Source organism: Arcanobacterium urinimassiliense (genome assembly GCF_900119495.1).
GTDB classification, from domain to species: Bacteria; Actinomycetota; Actinomycetes; order Actinomycetales; family Actinomycetaceae; genus Arcanobacterium_A; species Arcanobacterium_A urinimassiliense.
Window position 1 is genome coordinate 765,850 of the sequence record NZ_LT632435.1, and the last position, 17,996, is coordinate 783,845.

General features: G+C 49.6%; 15 protein-coding genes. 13 read left to right on the forward strand and 2 right to left on the reverse strand.

Annotation, left to right across the window (positions count from 1 at the left end):
* Positions 1-214: 214 nt before the first annotated feature.
* The 8 genes from ftsZ (at position 215) to dnaE (ending at position 9,536) form a co-directional block, all read left to right on the forward strand.
* The gene (gene ftsZ / locus BQ7117_RS03450; protein ID WP_073996208.1) at positions 215-1,432 is read left to right on the forward strand and encodes a cell division protein FtsZ; all 1,218 of its coding nucleotides are present in this window, start codon (positions 215-217) and stop codon (positions 1,430-1,432) included.
* A 114-nt stretch (positions 1,433-1,546) separates the two neighbouring features.
* Positions 1,547-1,969 (forward strand): cell division protein SepF, encoded by a 423-nt coding sequence (locus BQ7117_RS03455; RefSeq protein WP_073996209.1) that lies wholly within the window; start codon positions 1,547-1,549, stop codon positions 1,967-1,969.
* 25 nt (positions 1,970-1,994) lie between these two features.
* Positions 1,995-2,279, forward strand: a complete 285-nt coding sequence (locus tag BQ7117_RS03460) for a YggT family protein (RefSeq protein ID WP_073996210.1) — start codon at positions 1,995-1,997, stop codon at positions 2,277-2,279.
* 97 nt (positions 2,280-2,376) lie between these two features.
* Entirely contained in the window at positions 2,377-3,672 is a 1,296-nt protein-coding gene (locus BQ7117_RS03465; protein WP_073996211.1) for a MurT ligase domain-containing protein, read from the forward strand.
* A gap of 181 nt (positions 3,673-3,853) precedes the next feature.
* Positions 3,854-4,444: a DivIVA domain-containing protein gene (locus tag BQ7117_RS03470; RefSeq protein WP_073996212.1), complete on the forward strand. Its 591-nt coding sequence runs from the start codon at positions 3,854-3,856 to the stop codon at positions 4,442-4,444.
* 75 nt (positions 4,445-4,519) lie between these two features.
* Positions 4,520-5,032, forward strand: coding sequence for a signal peptidase II (gene lspA, locus BQ7117_RS03475; RefSeq protein WP_161939415.1), 513 nt, complete (start codon positions 4,520-4,522; stop codon positions 5,030-5,032).
* Positions 5,033-5,036: 4 nt separating this feature from the next.
* Complete coding sequence (locus BQ7117_RS03480) at positions 5,037-5,963, forward strand: RluA family pseudouridine synthase (protein WP_073996965.1); 927 nt, start codon at positions 5,037-5,039, stop codon at positions 5,961-5,963.
* 36 nt (positions 5,964-5,999) lie between these two features.
* A complete protein-coding gene (dnaE, locus tag BQ7117_RS03485; RefSeq protein WP_073996213.1) occupies positions 6,000-9,536 on the forward strand; it encodes a DNA polymerase III subunit alpha in 3,537 nt (1,178 codons plus the stop codon).
* Positions 9,537-9,615: 79 nt separating this feature from the next.
* Here dnaE and BQ7117_RS03490 read toward each other — a convergent pair whose 3' ends face one another.
* Both BQ7117_RS03490 and BQ7117_RS03495 read right to left on the reverse strand, forming a co-directional pair.
* A complete protein-coding gene (locus BQ7117_RS03490; protein WP_073996214.1) occupies positions 9,616-9,852 on the reverse strand; it encodes an RNA-binding S4 domain-containing protein in 237 nt (78 codons plus the stop codon).
* A gap of 93 nt (positions 9,853-9,945) precedes the next feature.
* Entirely contained in the window at positions 9,946-10,356 is a 411-nt protein-coding gene (locus BQ7117_RS03495; RefSeq protein ID WP_337189419.1) for a Fur family transcriptional regulator, read from the reverse strand.
* A gap of 343 nt (positions 10,357-10,699) precedes the next feature.
* On the opposite strand from BQ7117_RS03495, the gene BQ7117_RS03505 reads away from it, so the two are divergent.
* Genes BQ7117_RS03505 through dnaG form a run of 5 tightly spaced genes read left to right on the forward strand, consistent with a single transcriptional unit; the run spans position 10,700 to position 17,975 of the window.
* A complete protein-coding gene (locus tag BQ7117_RS03505) occupies positions 10,700-12,094 on the forward strand; it encodes a glycine--tRNA ligase (protein ID WP_073996216.1) in 1,395 nt (464 codons plus the stop codon).
* A gap of 14 nt (positions 12,095-12,108) precedes the next feature.
* Positions 12,109-13,440, forward strand: coding sequence for a YibE/F family protein (locus tag BQ7117_RS03510; RefSeq protein ID WP_073996217.1), 1,332 nt, complete (start codon positions 12,109-12,111; stop codon positions 13,438-13,440).
* Positions 13,441-13,448: 8 nt separating this feature from the next.
* The gene (gene dusB / locus BQ7117_RS03515; RefSeq protein ID WP_419865605.1) at positions 13,449-14,666 is read left to right on the forward strand and encodes a tRNA dihydrouridine synthase DusB; all 1,218 of its coding nucleotides are present in this window, start codon (positions 13,449-13,451) and stop codon (positions 14,664-14,666) included.
* A gap of 20 nt (positions 14,667-14,686) precedes the next feature.
* Positions 14,687-15,955, forward strand: coding sequence for a deoxyguanosinetriphosphate triphosphohydrolase (locus BQ7117_RS03520; protein WP_084789861.1), 1,269 nt, complete (start codon positions 14,687-14,689; stop codon positions 15,953-15,955).
* Between the two features lie 52 nt (positions 15,956-16,007).
* Complete coding sequence (gene dnaG, locus BQ7117_RS03525) at positions 16,008-17,975, forward strand: DNA primase (protein ID WP_073996219.1); 1,968 nt, start codon at positions 16,008-16,010, stop codon at positions 17,973-17,975.
* Positions 17,976-17,996: the final 21 nt, after the last annotated feature.

The window sequence follows — 17,996 nt, forward strand, 5'->3', positions numbered from 1 at the left end:
CCCCGTCACACAATAATTTCCTTCCCGCGCCTCTCTCAGTCCTGCGGATAATTCGCGCTATATTTTTCTGCTGTAGCAAAATTGCCGGCAGGAAATTTTCGACACACCGTTTAAATCATTGCAATCCGGCTTATTCCCCTCTATCTTCTGGGCGAGATTAGACGAAGAATTCTTCAAGTTTAACTTGAGGTTTTAGATTATAAGGATATCCGTTATGAACAATATGGCTAATATCAAGGTCGTCGGAGTTGGCGGCGGCGGCGTAAATGCAGTAAATCGGATGATTGAAGACGGCTTAGCCGGAGTGGAATTCATAGCTGTAAATACTGATGCGCAGTCTTTGGCTATCTCCGAAGCCGAAACTAAAATTGATATTGGCCGAAATGTGTCGAACGGCTTAGGTGCCGGAGCTGATCCTTCGGTAGGAGCGCGGGCAGCGGAAGAAAATATCGACATCGTGCGTGATGCGCTCGAAGGAGCCGATATGGTCTTCGTGACGGCTGGCGAAGGTGGCGGCACTGGTACTGGTGCTGCTCCAATCGTAGCTAATGAGGCGCGCGATTTAGGTGCGCTTACTATCGGCGTAGTTACCCGCCCTTTCAGCAATGAAGGTTTACAGCGCACTCGTAATGCGAATTTTGGTATTACCGAATTGCGTAAGGCAGTGGATGCTTTAATAGTAATTCCGAATGACCGGCTGCTCCAGATTTCTGATTCCGACATTGGGATTTTGGAAGCTTTCCGCTTAGCTGATGAAATTCTTCATTCCGGCGTGCGCGGAATTTCTGATCTCATCACTAAACCTGGCGAAATTAATCTAGATTTCGCAGACGTCAAAGCCATTATGAAAGATGCTGGCACCGCCCTAATGGGAATTGGCTCGGCTTCGGGAGAAGAGCGGGCTATCCGGGCTACCGAAAACGCTATTTCTTCGCCGCTTCTCGAAGCGCGTATTGATGGCGCACACGGAGTATTGCTAGTCTTTACGGCCTCTACTGATCTAGGGTTGGCGGAGTACTCGGCCGCCTTGCAGATGGTGAAAGAAGCCGTGGATCCGAACGCCAATATTATAGTTGGCCTCACCATTGATGAGGCGCTGGGAGATGAGCTCCGCATTACCGTAATCGCGGCCGGCTTCGACGAGAGTGAAGAATTTTTAGCGACGGGAAGTGCCGAGAGCGGGCAAGCGAATTCTCGCACTGAAAAATCAACTCCGCTGGCTACCCATGAGCACATTTCTCCAGAGAGTGCTGCAGCTCAAAGCGCAGGTATTGCCACGCCGCTTTCTCCGCAAGCTACTGCCGGCAGTAATGCTTTCGGTGGAGATGAGGAAGTAGAAATCACTAATATTCCGCCGATTCTGGAAGACGAAGCGGAGCCGCGTCGGCCTGATTTAGATATTCCCGATTTCCTTTTTGAAGAAGACGAGTAGATTAACGAATTAGATCGACGAATAGGTAGCAGTAAAGCGAAGACACACCAGGGAAGATATGCCTTTCATATCTTTTATGGAATAGTTTTAAGTTAATGGAGCGAGGGGGAAGCTATGGGTTTTCTGGATCGGCTAAGTCAAAAAGCTGCGGTGGCGGATGACGATTACGCCTACGAAGGTGAAGAATACGACGACTTCAGCGATGAAGAATACTACGACGAAAGCGAGAACGCAGATATCTCGCCTATTCGCCCAGTAGACAGCACGGAAGTATCGCGAATCGTCACTATGTGGGTAGCGGATTATCACGAAATAAAGGAATTTGCCGTAGAGTTTCGAGCAGGTTGTCCGGTAATTCTCAATCTCAGCAAGGCTTCCGATGCAGAGCGGGCGCGTATTGTGGATTTTGCGCTGGGTCTTTGCTTTGGCCTCGAAGGAGTATTTTCCCGTATTTCGGAAGATGTCTTTTTGCTGACGCCTTGTGCAGTGAAAATTGATTCCCGCGGCTTAAATAACGAGCATGATTTTGCTCGCTGAGGCGAGATTAAAAAGAAAGTAGCATATGACCTACGTCATTCTGCTTCTGTATTGGTTACTGGAACTGTACCTACTGGTGCTAATTGGCAGAGTAATTATTGATTTAGTACAAATCCTTAATCGAGATTGGCGCCCGGCGGGAATAATACTGGTAATTTCTAATCTGATTTATCGTCTCACCGACCCGCCACTCCGTTTCTTAGGGCGCTATATACCTCCCGTGCGGCTCGGTAATATCTCTTTAGATGTCGGTTTTGTCGTGCTCTATGGTGGTCTAAAGATACTGCAATCTTTATTACACATTTTCTAGTTGTTTTTCGCTAGGCAAATACTTAGTAGTCGCTCTAGAATAAGCCGATGTTTTATAAAAGATTCGCCTTTGCGAATCGTTCGTAAAGAAGGTTCCTATGCAATTTTCTGCTGCTAATTCTACTTCTTCGCAATTGAGTCTCCGGGCGCGCGCGGCTATCTGTGCCGGGCGCAGTGCCGCCCAAATTTCACGGCGGCTGGGCCGCGGGGCCGGTGGGGTAATCGGTGGGCGCGTAGCCAGCTTTATAGACAGCGATATTACGCAAAAAATTTCGCGTTCTATGCAGGTGGCATTGGTGACGGGCACGAATGGCAAGTCTACGACTACGAGGATGCTCAACTTTGCGCTTCGTGCCACCGCTCCGACGGCGTATAACGATCACGGAGATAATATGGAATCCGGAGTCAGTGCGGCCTTGCTGGAAAATCCCCAAGCGCCCTTTGCGGCTCTCGAAATAGACGAAATGCACCTCGGCATAGTAGCCGATATGGTACATCCGGGAGTTTTTGTACTGTTGAACCTTACGCGTGACCAGTTAGATCGAGTGGGTTCTCCGGCTCATGTGCAGAAGCGCATTGCGCAGAGCATTGCCCGCTATCCGCAAGCTACCGTAATAGCTAACTGTGATGATCCGCTTATTGCCGCTGCCGTTTGGGATCACCCCTCGGTAGTGTGGGTAGCAGCAGGGGCACAGTGGGAAGCCGATTCGCAAGATTTTCCGCTCGGCGGCAAGGTAGAGCGCTGTGGCGCCCAGTGGCAGGTGGGAGATAAGTATCGCCGTCCAGAGCCAGAATGGTGGGTAGAAGGAGAATCTTTGCTGCATCGCCAGCAAGATGGCACTGTGCAGCGCTATCCACTGCAGCTTCGGCTTCCGGGGGAGTATAACCGGGGAAATGCGGCGCAAGCAGTAGCGGCAGCAGCAGTACTGGGAGTAGCTCCGGAGATTTCTTTGCCAGAAATCGCAAAAATTACCAGTGTGGCGGGGCGCTATGGGCGTTATCAGTGGGGAGAGAAAAATATCCGCATGTTACTGGCGAAAAATCCGGCCGGCTGGCAGGAAACTTTGCGTACGGTAGAAACCGCGCAAGCTTTACTTTTGGCAGTAAATGCGCAGGTACCAGACGGAGAAGATGCTTCTTGGCTGCGGGATATAGATTTTGGAGTATTGCCGGAAAAAATTGGGGGAATGCCGGTTTATATCAGTGGAGAAGCAGTGGCGGAGATGCAGGAATGTTTAGAGAAAGTGGGGATAACACCGCAAGTGGTGGAATCTCCTGCTGCCGCTTTAACCGCTTTGCCAATGGGGAAAATTGAGGTAGTAGCTAACTACACGGCTTTCCGCGATATTAAGAATATATTGGATCGCAGCGGTGCCAGCGTGACTGAAGCTTAAGCGAATTAAATTGTAAAAGTGCTGGTTATAGTAGTGTTTATCTAGAGAAGTAGATAAATGTTATAAAAATGTGATAAGAAATATAAGTAATCCTTTTGCCAGCAGGCGCGTTTAGCAAAGCTCAGTGAGCTCTGGAAGAAGCGTTAGCCAGGCAATCCAAACTGAGACATGAGGTAACATTATGGCATTGCTGACGGAATACGACGTCGTCAATATGCGCTTCAAGGAACCAAAACGCGCTGATGAAGGATATGACCAAGATGAGGTCGATTATTTCCTCGACGAAGTGGCTGAAACCATTGCGCATTTAACGCGGGAAAAGAATGAATTAACTGAGAAGCTGCAGGCGGCGGAAGCGCGCATTACTGAATTGGAGAATGCCGGTGAGGCCACTCCGGATGTGGCAGTTCCGGTGGCGAGTGCGGCTGATTCCACTTTGCCGCAGGCAGCTGTGGTACAGGAAAATGCCGAAAACGCTACTGGCGTATTAGCGCTCGCCCAGAAGCTGCATGATGAATATGTGGCGAACGGTAAGGCGGAATCCGAGCGATTGATTGCCGAAGCGGAAGTAGAGTGCAACCGGATTCGAAAAGAAACGGAAGAGAACCGCAGCCGCACCGTGGCTAAGTTGGAAGAAGAGCGTTCTGTGATGGAGCACAAGATTTCTGAGCTGCGTGATTTTGAGCGAGATTATCGCACGCGCCTGAAGAGCTATCTGGAGTCTTTGCTCAACAATGTAAATTCGCAGAATCCGCAAGGCTCTGATATTTAATTAGTTGGCGAAATTTTTTCTAAAAAGGGAGGGTGCGAAAGCGCGCCCTCCCTTTTACATTGCTAGAATATAGCCGTGCGAAAAAGTAAATCCGCCTGGATAGTAATTTTGCTGCTGTGGGGAGTATTAATTTTAATTGACCAGCTGAGTAAGGCGTGGGCGCTCACTCGTTTGAGTTCGGGAGCGCGGCTACCGATTTTTGGTGATTTCCTCAGTCTGCAGTTAGTGCATAACGCAGGTGCAGCTTTTTCTTTCGGAGCGGATAAGCCATGGATATTCACCGTTTTAGCGGCTTTAGTGGTGCTAGCAATGCCCCTGCTCATAAGGCAGTATCAGCGTACGCTGCCGATATTAGCTCTTACTTTTATCTGGGCGGGAGCAGCGGGAAATCTCGGAGATCGCCTAGCGCGCGGTACCCAGATTGGAAGTGGAAAAGTAGTAGATTTTATTAACTACAACGGTTGGTTTGTGGGCAATATAGCCGATATTGTGCTAGTGCTGGGAGTAATTTTATTTTTACTCTGGGAGCTATGGGCAGGGCGGCAGCATAATTCCACAGCGGTAACCGCGAAAGGAGGGCAGCAGTAAATTGGTGAAAAAAGTGTATCCGGTACCAGCTGATTTTGCGCAACAGCGTTTAGATGCGGTACTTGCCCGCTTTGCCGGAATTTCCCGTAGTAAAGCTGCAGCTCTCATTGAGGAAGGAAATACCCGCGTCGATGGAGAAATAATTACTAAAGCGGCTTTTCGCTTTAGTGGTGAGCAGATACTGGAAGCTGATATTCCGGCACCTGCCACTTTTGAACCGGTGCCCACCCCCGTCCCCAATTTAGGAATCATTTACCAGGATGAGGATATCGTGGTGGTCGATAAACCGGCGGGAGTCGCTGCCCACGCTTCTCTTAATTTTGCCGGTCCAGACGTATTGGGAGCTCTACTGGCCATGGGAATTAAACTCACCACTTCCGGCCCGCCGGAACGGCAGGGGATAGTGCATCGTCTCGATGTGGGGACGAGTGGTTGTATGGTGGTGGCGAAATCGGAGAAAGCCTATTCTTATTTAAAACGCGCTTTCAAAGAACGATCTGTAGATAAGACTTATCATGCCTTAGTGCAGGGGCATCCTGATCCGTTATTCGGCACTATTGATGCGCCGATTGCACGTGACTACCGCCAACAGTGGAAGATGGGCGTGCAAGAGGGAGGAAAGCATGCCATTACGCACTATGACACTCTCGAAGCAATGGCTGGTGCCACTTTACTTTCTATAAATTTAGAAACGGGGCGCACCCACCAAATTAGGGTACATATGGCGGCGCTCAATCACCCTTGTGTAGGGGATACTACCTATGGAGCAGACCCAGTGCTGGCGGAAAAATTAAATTTAGAGCGGCAATGGTTGCACGCCGTAAAGTTGGGATTTGTACATCCTGTAAGCGGTAAATATGTGAGTTTTCAATCTGCCTACGCCCCCGAACTGCAGACAGTTCTAGAGCAGATGCGCGCGGGAGCGCTTTAACTTCGTTTTTTATTTTCTACCCCCTAGACTGGAAATATGGCTTCACCAGAAAATTTTGTACACCTGCATAATCACACTGATTATTCCCTGCTCGATGGCGCTTCGCGAATAAATAGTTTAGTGCAAGAGGTGGCAAGCCAAGGCCAGCCGGCAGTGGCAATCACTGATCACGGCAATATGCATGGAGCTTTTGAATTTTGGAAAGCGGCGCAAAAAGCTGGAGTAAAGCCAATCATTGGCATTGAAGCCTATATGACTCCGGGTACTTCCCGTTTTGATCGGACACGGGTGCAGTGGGGGCAGCCGGAGCAGAAAAATGATGACGTATCGGCGCGCGGTGCTTATACTCATATGACGCTGCTCAGCGAAAACAATACGGGCATGCACAATCTATTTCGGATGAGCTCGCAGGCTTCTATTGAAGGACAATTCGGTAAATGGCCGCGAATGGATTTAGATTTACTGCAGCGCTACCACTCTGGCCTAATTGGTACCACGGGTTGCCCTTCTGGGGCGGTACAGACTCGGATTCGTTTGGGGCAGATGGATGAGGCTTTACGTACGGCCGGCGAGCTCCAAGACATATTTGGGAAAAATAATTTTTTCGTAGAAATAATGGATCATGGCATCGATATTGAGCGCCGAGTAATTACGGATTTACTGGAGCTGGCAAAGAAAATAGATGCTCCGTTATTGGCTTCTAATGATTCACACTATGTGCGCAAAGAAGATGCGCCGGTGCAAGATGCGTTATTGTGCGTAAATTCGGGAAGAATTCTCTCGGAACCGGATCGCTTCAAATTTGATGGTACGGGATACTATATTCGCTCCGCAGCGGAAATGTACGATCTGTTCCGTGATTATCCGCAAGCTTGCCGCAATACACTCCTCATAGCAGAAAGATGTGATGTTTCTTTTCAGACGGTGGCAGAGGGGGCAAATTATATGCCCACTTTCCCTACTCCGGAAGGAGAAAACGAAACTAGCTGGTTTATTCGGGAAGTGGAAAAAGGGCTGCATTGGCGTTTTGGGGAGCAGATTCCGGCTCATGTACGAGAAAGAGCCGATTATGAAGTAGAAGTAATCGTGAAGATGGGCTTCCCCGGATATTTCTTAGTAGTTTCGGATTATATTCGTTGGGCGCGCGAACAAGGTATTCGGGTTGGACCCGGGCGCGGCAGCGGTGCCGGCTCTATGGTGGCTTATGCGCTTGGTATTACGCAGCTTGACCCTATTAAACACGATTTACTCTTCGAAAGATTCCTCAATCCAGAGCGTATTTCTATGCCGGATTTGGATATCGATTTTGACGATCGTCGGCGCGATGAAGTGATTGCCTATGTGGAGAATAAATACGGAAAGAATAATGTTTCCCAGGTGGTTACTTTCGGCACGATTAAGACGAAGCAGGCCTTGAAAGATGCAGCGCGCGTCCTCGGCTATCCCTATGAAATGGGAGATCGCCTCACGAAGGCACTTCCGCCGGATGTGATGGGTAAGACGGTGCCGGTAAAAGATATTTATAATAAAGACCACGCCCGTTATGCCGAAGGGGTAGAGTTCCGGGAACTTATCGATAGTGATGCGGATGCGAAAAATGTCTATGATTTAGCGCTGCGCTTGGAAGGGCTTACGCGCCAGACCGGCGTGCACGCCTGCGCGGTAATTATGTCTTCCAAGCCACTTACAGACGTCATACCTTTGATGAAAAATGTGAAAGATAATCTGATCCTCACCCAGTTTGAGTATCCCGAATGCGAAGAACTCGGGCTAATAAAGATGGATTTTCTCGGTCTTTCTAATTTGACGGTAATTAACGATGCTTTGCGCAATATCAGCGAGAACGGTAAAGAAGTACCTGATATAGACAATATCGAATTAGACGATGCAAAAACCTACGAGTTGGTGCGCCGCGCTGATACTTTGGGGATATTCCAGTTGGATAGTAGTGGAATGCGCGCCTTGCTGAAGCAGATGCAGGTGGATAGATTCGCCGATATCTCTGCAGTTTCTGCTCTTTATCGCCCCGGGCCGATGGGGGCAAAATCGCATATCAATTATGCGCTGCGGAAAAATGGACTCCAGGAAAAAACTCCTATTCATCCGGAGCTAGCTGAGGATTTAGAGAGTATTCTCGGGCAGACACATGGCTTAATAGTTTATCAAGAGCAAGTGATGAGGATTGCGCAAAAACTCGCCGGTTTTTCGCTCGGGCAAGCAGATATTCTTCGGAAAGCGATGGGGAAGAAAAAAGCGGATGTGCTGCAAAAGCAATTCTCTAGTTTTGCAGCCGGCATGGAGAAAAATGGCTATTCACAAGATTCCATTAATACGCTTTGGGAAATTTTGGTGCCTTTTTCTTCCTACGCATTCAATAAGTCTCATTCGGAAGCCTACGCGCTGGTTTCTTATCAAACTGCCTATTTGAAAGCTCATTTCCCAGCAGAATTCATGGCAGCTCTTCTCACTTCCAATATGGGGAAGACCGATAAAATAGCTTCCTATCTCGCAGAATGCCGCCGGATGCAAATTCCGGTATTGATACCGGATGTAAATGAATCACGAGCTACCTACTGGGCAGTCGGTGAAGAAATTCGCGTCGGGCTCGGGGCAGTGCGCAATGTGGGAGCAAATGTTGTTGAAGGTATAATTCGAGCGCGGGAAGAAAAAGGCGCTTTTACTTCTTTCTTAGATTTCCTCGACAAAGTGCCCCTAGCTGTCTGCAATAAACGCTCTCTGGAATCACTAATTAAAGCTGGAGCTTTCGATTCGCTCGGGCGTACGCGCCGCGCTTTACTCAGCATTGTGGAGCAGGCCGTCGGGGCAATTTCCGAAGTGAAAAAGAATGAAGCAGTCGGGCAATTCGATCTCTTTGGAGGGGGAGAAACTCAACTGGAGACCAGCTTCGATGTGGAAATCCCCGATTTGCCAGAATGGGAGAAAAAGCAAAAACTGAATCTGGAAAAGGAAATGCTGGGGCGCTACGTATCGGATCATCCGCTTTCTGGAATGGAAGATTTACTGGCGCGCGTATCCGATACTACTGTGGTGCGTTTGGTGGAAGACGGTACCTTAGCAGATGGGGCAGAAGTAGTAGTCGCGGGAATTATTACTTCTGTGCAGACAAAAACTTCTAAGAAAAACGGGCGAGTCTGGGCCACAATAATGCTCGAAGACCTAACCGGATCGATAGAAGTGAATTGTTTCCCAGCTACTTATCAAAAAGTGGCACCGCTGCTTATGCCGGATTCGGTAGTAGTTGTACAAGCACGTCTTTCTATTCGTGACGGTGGTTTACAACTAAATGCTCGCAGCGTTTCCCTCCCGCCCGCAGAATTAAATGATAATACACCGGTTGATTTACGCCTTGCAGAGCGTATATGCACCGAGCCGCTGATGAATAGACTCGTGGATTTACTACAGCAATATCCAGGGGAAGCGCCAGTGCGGCTGCATGTGCAAGGGAGAGAAGCTACTACACTGGTAGAACTAGGCGAGCGCTTTCAGGTGCGCAATTGCCAGAGTTTATTTAGTGATCTAAAGGTGCTGCTCGGCCGGGATTGTCTCCAATAAGGGTTTTAAGCCAATAAGGGTTTTATAGATTAGAAGAGCTTTATAGCCCGGAAGAGCTTGATAGCTTGCATTGGTGATTTTATTGTGCCACCAGCCGATAAGTATCAATCGCTGCAGCTGGCATACCGTTTTCTGCTTTTAGCGCCACCACATCTCCCTCCTGTAACTGGTGTGAGTGGCGTATCTCGGGCGCTCCATTTACTTCCACAGCTCCAGATTGAATAAGAGCGCGCGCTTCTCCGCCGCTTTCGGCCCAATTCACTATTTTTAGAAACTGCCCTAATTTTACTGGTAGACGTAGAGCGCATTCTTCCATGGATTTTTCCTCCCGAATCTTCAAAGTTTTCCGGTGGCCGCTTTGTAAAGCAGCTAAGTATATATATAAAAGATGTGATGGAATAATTCGATTTTATTCAGCGTCACTTACGGGTGTGCAATCTGCACAGATGCCGTAGAGCTCCAAAGAATGAGAAACCGAGGAAAAATTATTTTCCTGGGCAATTTGCCGTGCCCAAGATTCAAAATCTTTCCAAGTTATATCTACCGTCTTCCCGCAAGCGCGGCATACTAAGTGATGGTGGTGGGTATCTTCGCGGCAATAGCGAAAAAGCTGAATATCAGAATCTTCAGCTCGCAGCACATCGACCTGCTTATTGTCGGCCAGAGTCTGCAAATTTCGATATACGGTAGCTAGCCCGACGTCGCTACCTTGCGCTCGCAACTTTTCATATACTTCTTGTGCAGAAAGAAATCCTGCTTCCTTATGTAGCAAATCGAAAATAGCACTGCGTTGTTTCGTCATTCGTTGCATAGTGCCCATCCAGAAATAGTAGCGCTTATTGACTTTTCCACTATGCTACCGTAAATAGCAGAAAAGTGGCAGAGTGTTTCCGAATAGTGGGCACGGTCTTTAGAGTGTTTAAAGGGTTGAATAGAGAAAATGGAGATTATTCCTCGGAAGTATTTGCGGAAAAGCGCAGCGCTCGGAGAAAGATAGAAAAATTGATAGAGTTCACTTCTCCGCGCCGGTCAGAGAAGGCAAAACTGCGGTATTTTGCGTAGAATACTTAGGCAGAGAGGTAATTTTATAAGTAGTGATCTCTGGCAGAAAGCCAAAAAGATTTTTTGCATCAGCCAGATGCGAAAATTTAAAGGAGTTAATAATGGCAAAACCGGGCCCATCCAAACTAGATAAGGTAATTTCCCTCGCCAAAAGGCGCGGATTCGTATTTCCCGCCGGCGAAATTTACGGCGGCACCCGCTCTGCTTGGGATTACGGCCCGCTTGGGGTAGAGCTTAAAGAAAATATCAAGCGGCAGTGGTGGCGCACTAACGTCACTTCGCGCGCGGATGTAGTGGGTCTCGATTCTTCTATTATTCTTCCGCGGGAAATCTGGGTAGCTTCCGGCCACGTGGCTACTTTTTCCGATCCGCTCACCGAATGTACTTCTTGCCATAAGCGCCTTCGGGCAGATGAATTAATAGAAGATTATGCGGCGCGGAAGCAGAAAGCCGAATCAGAAGTAGAACTAGCGGATGTGCCGTGCCCGAACTGTGGTACGCGCGGGCAATGGACGGAATCGAAGCCATTTTCCGGTTTGTTGAAGACTTATTTAGGAGCCGTAGACGACGAATCCGGTTTGCACTATTTGCGCCCAGAAACTGCGCAGGGCATCTTTGTGAATTTTGCGAATGTGCTCACCACTTCTCGTTTAAAACCACCTTTTGGGATTGCGCAGGTAGGAAAATCTTTCCGCAATGAGATTACGCCCGGGAATTTTATTTTCCGTACACGCGAATTTGAACAAATGGAGATCGAATACTTCGTAGCTCCGGGAGAAGATGAGGCCTGGCATCAGAAATGGATCGATGACCGCCTCGCTTGGTATATGGATTTAGGGATTGCGAAAGAAAATCTGCGGCTGTATGAGCATCCAAAAGAAAAGCTATCGCACTATTCGAAGCGCACAGTGGATATTGAATACCGCTTTGGCTTCCAGAATAGCGATTTTGGTGAGCTAGAGGGAATTGCCAATCGTACGGATTATGATCTTTCCGCCCATGCCACTGCCTCGGGTAAGCGTTTGGATTACTTCGACCAAGCTACCGGTACGCGCTATGTACCTTATGTGGTAGAACCTTCAGCGGGGCTCACCCGTTCGATGATGGCCTTCCTCGTAGAGGCTTATACCGAGGATGAAGCTCCCAATACTAAAGGCGGAGTAGATACGCGTATCTCACTGCGCCTTGATCCGCGGTTAGCGCCGGTGAAAGCGGCGGTATTACCGCTTTCTCGCTCTGAGAAACTCTCTCCTTTGGCGCGCGAAATAGCTGCGGAACTGCGTAAGTACTGGAATGTAGAATTCGATGATGCGGGAGCTGTGGGGCGGCGCTACCGCCGGCAGGATGAAATAGGTACTCCTTTCTGCATCACAGTGGATTTCGATTCTTTAGAGGATAAGGCAGTCACTATTCGTGATCGCGATACGATGGAGCAAATTCGGATTCCGGTAGCGGAAGTTAAAGATTATTTAGCTGGAAAATTATTAGGCTGCTAAGGCCTTTTAAGCCTATGGCTACCCCTATTTCTGCTTCTTCTACGCCTATTGCTGGTCATTCTCACGGCGGGGGAGCGCTTTCACTGCCGCCTTCGGCGCGGCGGCGTGTGCGCCTCATATTGGCGGCTTTAGTGGTGCCGCTAGCCGTGCTTACTCTAATCGGAATAATTTACTGTTGGCCAAATCAGGAGATTATTCAGCAGCCGCTGGTGGCAGAGGGTAGTACTTTAGTGACTGGCGAAGTTACTCATATTGGTACTACCGATAAATATGGACAGACGCCAGTGGAAATGAGAACTGCCGGTAAAGAAGTAGCTCTTTCCGTGCCGTTAGAAATAGTAGAAAATGGTTTAGCTGTAGGGGATAAAGTACGCGCTATATATACCCCGAATACTGCGGATTATTTACCTCTGGATTCTGCCCAGCAATCGGAGGGAGCGAAGACAGATTTACCGCCAGAGGAAGCAGGCGATACCGCCGCGGCTGGCTCTTATGTATTTGCCGATTTTGTGCGCGGCGTGCCGATGCTGCTTTTAATACTGCTCTATCTTCTAGTAGTGGCGGTAGTAGCCCGCGGAAAAGGCTTGGCCGCTATGCTGGGGCTTTTCGTATCTTTAGGGGTAGTAGTTCTATTTATGATGCCCGCTCTACTGAGCGGAGAGAATGCGGTATTAGTAGTAGTGCTCAGTGCCGGTGCCATGATGTTTGCTTCTATATATTTGGCGCATGGGGTTTCTATTCGCACTACTACGGCGATTCTCGGCACCTTTGCCGGCCTAATTATTACGGGATTTACTGCCTGGTTAACTATCGGGCAAGCTAAACTTACCGGCACTTTTAGCCATGAGTCTCTACTCATATCGGGAATGGTGCCCGGGATATCGATGCAGCAGATATTGCTGGCTGGCATGCTTCTAGCTGGTCTGGGTGCATTAAACGACGTCACTATTACGCAGGTATCTACAGTCTGGGAACTCCATGCGGCTAATCCGCATGCCACGCGGTCTTCTTTAATACGCCAAGGGATGACGGTGGGGCGGGATCATATCGCCTCTACGGTCTACACTCTCGCTTTTGCTTATGTGGGCACGGCTCTACCCTTGCTAATGGCGGCATCTTTTATTGACCGCGGGTTTATCGATTTCTTATTAGTAGGGGAGATATCAGAAGAAATAGTACGCACCTTGGTAGCTTCGATTGGACTGGTGCTCGCTATTCCTCTCACCACCGTCATTTCGGCATTCTTAGCCCCCGTAGCTCCGGCGCAACTTCCTGCAGTGCCGCCCTCGGCAGCGCAACCTAGCCCGCAGTTGCCGCCTTCGATAAAACTGCACGCAGAAAAGTAGGGAATGTTTTGGCGCGAATCGGAAATATCGAATTAGGCACTCCGCTACTCTTGGCTCCGATGGCCGGAGTTACCAATCCACCTTTTCGCCAGTTGTGCCGAGAATTTGCCGATGCGGGGAGAAAAGCAGCCGGGGTAGCGCAGGTGCAAAATTCGCCGACCAGTGGAATTAGGTATGCTCCGAGTGGCCTCTATACGTGCGAAATGATCACCACGCGTGCGTTGGTAGAAGAAAATGCAGAAACTTTGCATATGGTGCAGCCGGATCCTCATGATCCAGTGCCTTCGGTGCAACTGTACGGAGTGAATCCCGCTATTACGGCAGCTGCGGTAAAAATGCTTATTCGCCGCGGCTACGCAGCCCATATTGATTTAAATTTTGGCTGCCCCGTCCCCAAAGTAACCAAAAAAGGTGGCGGTTCAGCGCTGCCGTGGAAACAAGATCTCTTTGCAGAAATCACGGAGGCAGCAGTGAAAGCAGCTGCCGCGGCCGGAGCAGAAACTGGGCAGGAAGTGCCGGTAACGGCAAAAATTCGGCTCGGTATTGATGCCGAGCATGAGACTTTTCGGCGCGCAGCTCAAATTGCAGCGGCAGCCGGTATCTTGGCGCTTACCTTGCACGCGCGCACCATGGAAGAGCATTATTCTGGCCACGCCCACTGGGAAATGATAAAAGAGCTGCAGGCGGAAAGCACTATTCCAGTTTTCGGCAACGGCGATATTTTTTCTGCTGGAGATGCGTTGGAGATGCAAAAAATGACCGGCTGCGCCGGTGTAGTAGTTGGACGAGGCTGCCAAGGCCGGCCGTGGTTCTTTTTTGATTTGGCGGCAGCTTTGCACGGAAGCGCTGCGCGAATGCGCCCTTCACTGCGGGAAGTGGCCGGAATAATTTATCGGCACGCCGAGCTTTCAGTGGAATATTTCCAGAACGAAGGCCGAGCCGTGCGCGAAATGCGCAAACATATGGCATGGTATTTACGAGGTTTTTCGGTGGGAGGATCCGCGCGGGCGCAGCTCGGGTTGGTATCTTCGCTAGCAGATCTAAAGCAAAAACTCCAGGATTTAGATTTAGACCAAAGTTATCCGGAAGCAGCGGAGGGAAAACGCGGTAGAGCTGGGCGGGCCCGCACTCCACATTTGCCGGAGCGCTGGCTCGAAAGCCATTATTTGAGCCCGGAGCAACGGAAAAAAATTCAAGAAGCAGAACTTAATATTAGTGGCGGCTAGAAATTGATAGGCTAAGAAACGTGCAAGAACACTATCAGAGCAGCGATAAAGAGCGATGGATCCAGGAAGCCCCCAAAAGTGCTTCCCGTACCGAATTCGAACGCGATAGAGCGCGGCTGCTGCATTCTTCGGCGCTGCGGCGTCTGGGGGCCAAGACGCAAGTATTAGGGCCAGAATCTGATGATTTTATCCGCACCCGTCTTACTCATTCTCTGGAAGTAGCTCAGGTAGGCAGATCTTTAGCAAAAAATTTGGGATGTGATCCCGATATTGTCGAAGCAGCGTGCCTTTCGCATGATATTGGGCATCCCCCCTATGGGCATAACGGGGAAAAAGCTCTTAACGAATTGGCAGAAGATATCGGTGGATTTGAAGGAAATGCCCAAACCCTGCGTTTGCTGACGCGCCTAGAACCGAAGCGCTTTCAAGCTGACGGCAGCCCAGCGGGGCTCAATCTCACGCGGGCCACTCTCGATGCGACTATTAAATACCCGTGGCTGCGGGGAGCTGGGCCCAGAGGAGGAAATAGCCGTAAATTCGGTGTTTATGCCGATGATTTACCGGTATTTACCTGGGTACACGGAAATCACGGGCTAAACCGGTGCATCGAAGCACAAATAATGGATATTTCTGATGATATTGCTTATTCGGTACATGACGTAGAGGATGCAATAGTCTATAAACAAGCGCGGGCGAATGAAAATCCGCTCGGCTCTTCCCTAAATGCTGAATTAGCGGACGAAGACGCCATAATTGCGGGTGTAATAACGTGGTATGGAAAAAGCAGTAGCGAAGCAGAATTGCGCTCTGCTTTTCGCCGTCTACATGCGATGGAAGCCTGGCCACACGAATTTAGTGGCACGATACGTGATTTAGCGGCACTGAAGGATTTAACTTCCGATTTAATCGGGCGTTTTATATCGGCTCTTACGGCTGCCACCAAAGCTGAATATGGCAGCGAGCCACTAATTCGCTACGCAGCTAATGTGGTCGTACCACCCCAGACACAAGCGGAAATAAATTTGCTAAAAGGAATTGCGGTACATCTAGTGATGGAACCGCGCGTACATGAGCCGGTTTACTATGCGCAACGCACAATGCTCTACGATTTAGCCGATGCGCTCGCGGAAGATCCGGCCACGCGTTTAGAGCCGATATTTTGGGATTTGTATCAGCGCGCCGATAGTGAAGCAGCGCGGCGGCGGGTGTTGATAGACCAGTTGGCTACTCTTACCGACCAGTCTGCACGGCAATGGCATGCGCGCTATTGCGGAATGCTGCGCCATTAAGAGCAGAACGGTAAGTGGATAAGGGAGCGAGTAAAGGATATAAGATAGCGGTATGGCCGGTTTGATTACGCGTGCAAGCATAGAAGAAGTGCGGGAGCGGGCGCGTCTGGAAGAAATAGTGGGCGAGTACGTCACTCTGAAAACTGCTGGAGTGGGTGCGCTAAAAGGCCTATGCCCTTTTCATGATGAAAAAACTCCCTCTTTTAATGTGCGGCCACACGTGGGAAGATGGCACTGCTTTGGCTGCGGAGAAGGCGGAGACGCAATCGCTTTTCTGGAAAAAATCGAGCATATTTCTTTTGTGGAAGCGGTAGAGCTGCTTGCGCATAAGACGGGTGTGCAGCTGCAGTACGAAAAAAGTAGCGGAGGGAAGAGTGCGCCTGCGGAAGTGAAAAGAGCGCGCTTAATTGAGGCCCATAGAATCGCTGAAGAGTTCTATATGAAAAAACTCAGTGAAGCTGAAGGGGAAGCTGCTCGGCAGTTACTTTATGATCGGGGCTTTGACGATGCGGCGATTGCGCACTTTCGCGTTGGATATGCTCCTCGCGCCTGGGATAGCTTGCTCCAAGAGTTGAGACGGCGTGGATTTACGGAAAAAGAGATTTCTGCTACCGGCCTTACTTCACAGGGAGCGCGCGGAGTCTATGATCGTTTTCGCGGGCGGGTAATGTGGCCAATCCATTCGATAGTGGGTGATCCGATTGGTTTCGGAGCTCGTAAACTGGGCGAGGAAGAAGGCCCGAAATATCTCAATACTCCCGAAACTATCCTCTATAAAAAATCGCAGGTGCTCTACGGCTTGGATCTAGCGAAAAAAGAAATAGCTGCGCAGCGAAAAATTGTAGTGGTAGAGGGATATACCGATGTGATGGCTGCTCATTTAGCGGGAGTGCGTACGGCGGTGGCTACTTGTGGCACTGCTTTTGGGCATGAGCATGCCAAAATTGTGCGGCGTATTATTGGAGATTATGCCGGGCAAGGCTCTGGAATGGTACTGCACGATGGAGCCGGTTTTGGTGGAGAAATTATTTTTACCTTTGACGGAGACGAGGCAGGGCAAAAAGCTGCTTTGCGCGCTTTTCGGGAAGATCAGACTTTTGGGGCGCAGACTTTTGTGGCAGTATCGCCTGAGGGTATGGATCCTTGCGATTTACGCCTCGCCTATGGAGATGCTGCAGTAGCGCAGCTAGTAGCTAAGCGGAAACCACTTTTTTCTTTTGTGATTCAATCTATGCTCGCTAAATTGCCACTTCACACCGCAGAAGGGCGGGCAGCGGGGTTGCATCAAAGTGCGCCGGTAGTGGCAGCTATTAAAGATAGAGTGTTGCGCGGGGAATATACTCGTATATTATCTGGCTGGCTCGGGATGGATATAGATACAGTGGCACAGGCGGTAGCCGACGCGCTGCGGATGCAGAAAAATCAGATACCGGAGATTGCGGCCCCGGGAGAAGAAAATACTCCGCGTTCCGCGCCAGTACTAGAAGAGCGCTCCCAGATTAGTGATCCTGTGGCGCGCGTGGAACGTGCCGCTTTAGAAGTGATTGTGCAGTTACCTTGGTTGGCTTATGAAGCAAATGCGCAGGATTTACCGAGTGAATCTTTTACAGTGCCGATTCACCGCGCCATATTCGATACTATTCTGGCGGCGGGGGGAGTGGCTGCGCATCGGCAGTATTTTCAAAATCTGCAAGATAAAGGGATAGAAGATAAGGAAGCGGAAGAGCGCGCTAATAAGTGGTACGTGGAGCAGATAAGTGCGGCTGCTACCGATATGACGCGGCAAGCTCTCCGGGAACTGGCAGTATCTCCTTTACCGGAAGATACGCAGGCTGATATGTGGCCCTATGTGCGGGGAGTGATGATGGGCTTGATAAAGCACGGCTATACCCGCCAAATAGCGGAGCTGCGCGGGCAAATGCAGCGCACAGAATCTGATTCCCCAGAGCGAGCAGCTCTCTATCAAAGATTGATAGAGCTGGAGAGTAATCGGCGTGCATTCGATGAAACTGATACCTGAGAAAAATAGCGCCCGATAGAA

Excerpts from the sequence above, each read along its gene's own strand:
- BQ7117_RS03495 (WP_337189419.1), bottom strand. The coding sequence starts at position 10,356 with ATGGGCACTATGCAACGAATGACGAAACAACGCAGTGCTATTTTCGAT.
- dnaG (WP_073996219.1), top strand. The coding sequence starts at position 16,008 with ATGGCCGGTTTGATTACGCGTGCAAGCATAGAAGAAGTGCGGGAGCGG.
- BQ7117_RS03505 (WP_073996216.1), top strand. The coding sequence starts at position 10,700 with ATGGCAAAACCGGGCCCATCCAAACTAGATAAGGTAATTTCCCTCGCC.
- BQ7117_RS03490 (WP_073996214.1), bottom strand. The coding sequence starts at position 9,852 with ATGGAAGAATGCGCTCTACGTCTACCAGTAAAATTAGGGCAGTTTCTA.
- BQ7117_RS03465 (WP_073996211.1), top strand. The coding sequence starts at position 2,377 with ATGCAATTTTCTGCTGCTAATTCTACTTCTTCGCAATTGAGTCTCCGG.
- ftsZ (WP_073996208.1), top strand. The coding sequence starts at position 215 with ATGAACAATATGGCTAATATCAAGGTCGTCGGAGTTGGCGGCGGCGGC.
- dnaE (WP_073996213.1), top strand. The coding sequence starts at position 6,000 with ATGGCTTCACCAGAAAATTTTGTACACCTGCATAATCACACTGATTAT.
- BQ7117_RS03460 (WP_073996210.1), top strand. The coding sequence starts at position 1,995 with ATGACCTACGTCATTCTGCTTCTGTATTGGTTACTGGAACTGTACCTA.
- BQ7117_RS03470 (WP_073996212.1), top strand. The coding sequence starts at position 3,854 with ATGGCATTGCTGACGGAATACGACGTCGTCAATATGCGCTTCAAGGAA.
- BQ7117_RS03510 (WP_073996217.1), top strand. The coding sequence starts at position 12,109 with ATGGCTACCCCTATTTCTGCTTCTTCTACGCCTATTGCTGGTCATTCT.
- BQ7117_RS03455 (WP_073996209.1), top strand. The coding sequence starts at position 1,547 with ATGGGTTTTCTGGATCGGCTAAGTCAAAAAGCTGCGGTGGCGGATGAC.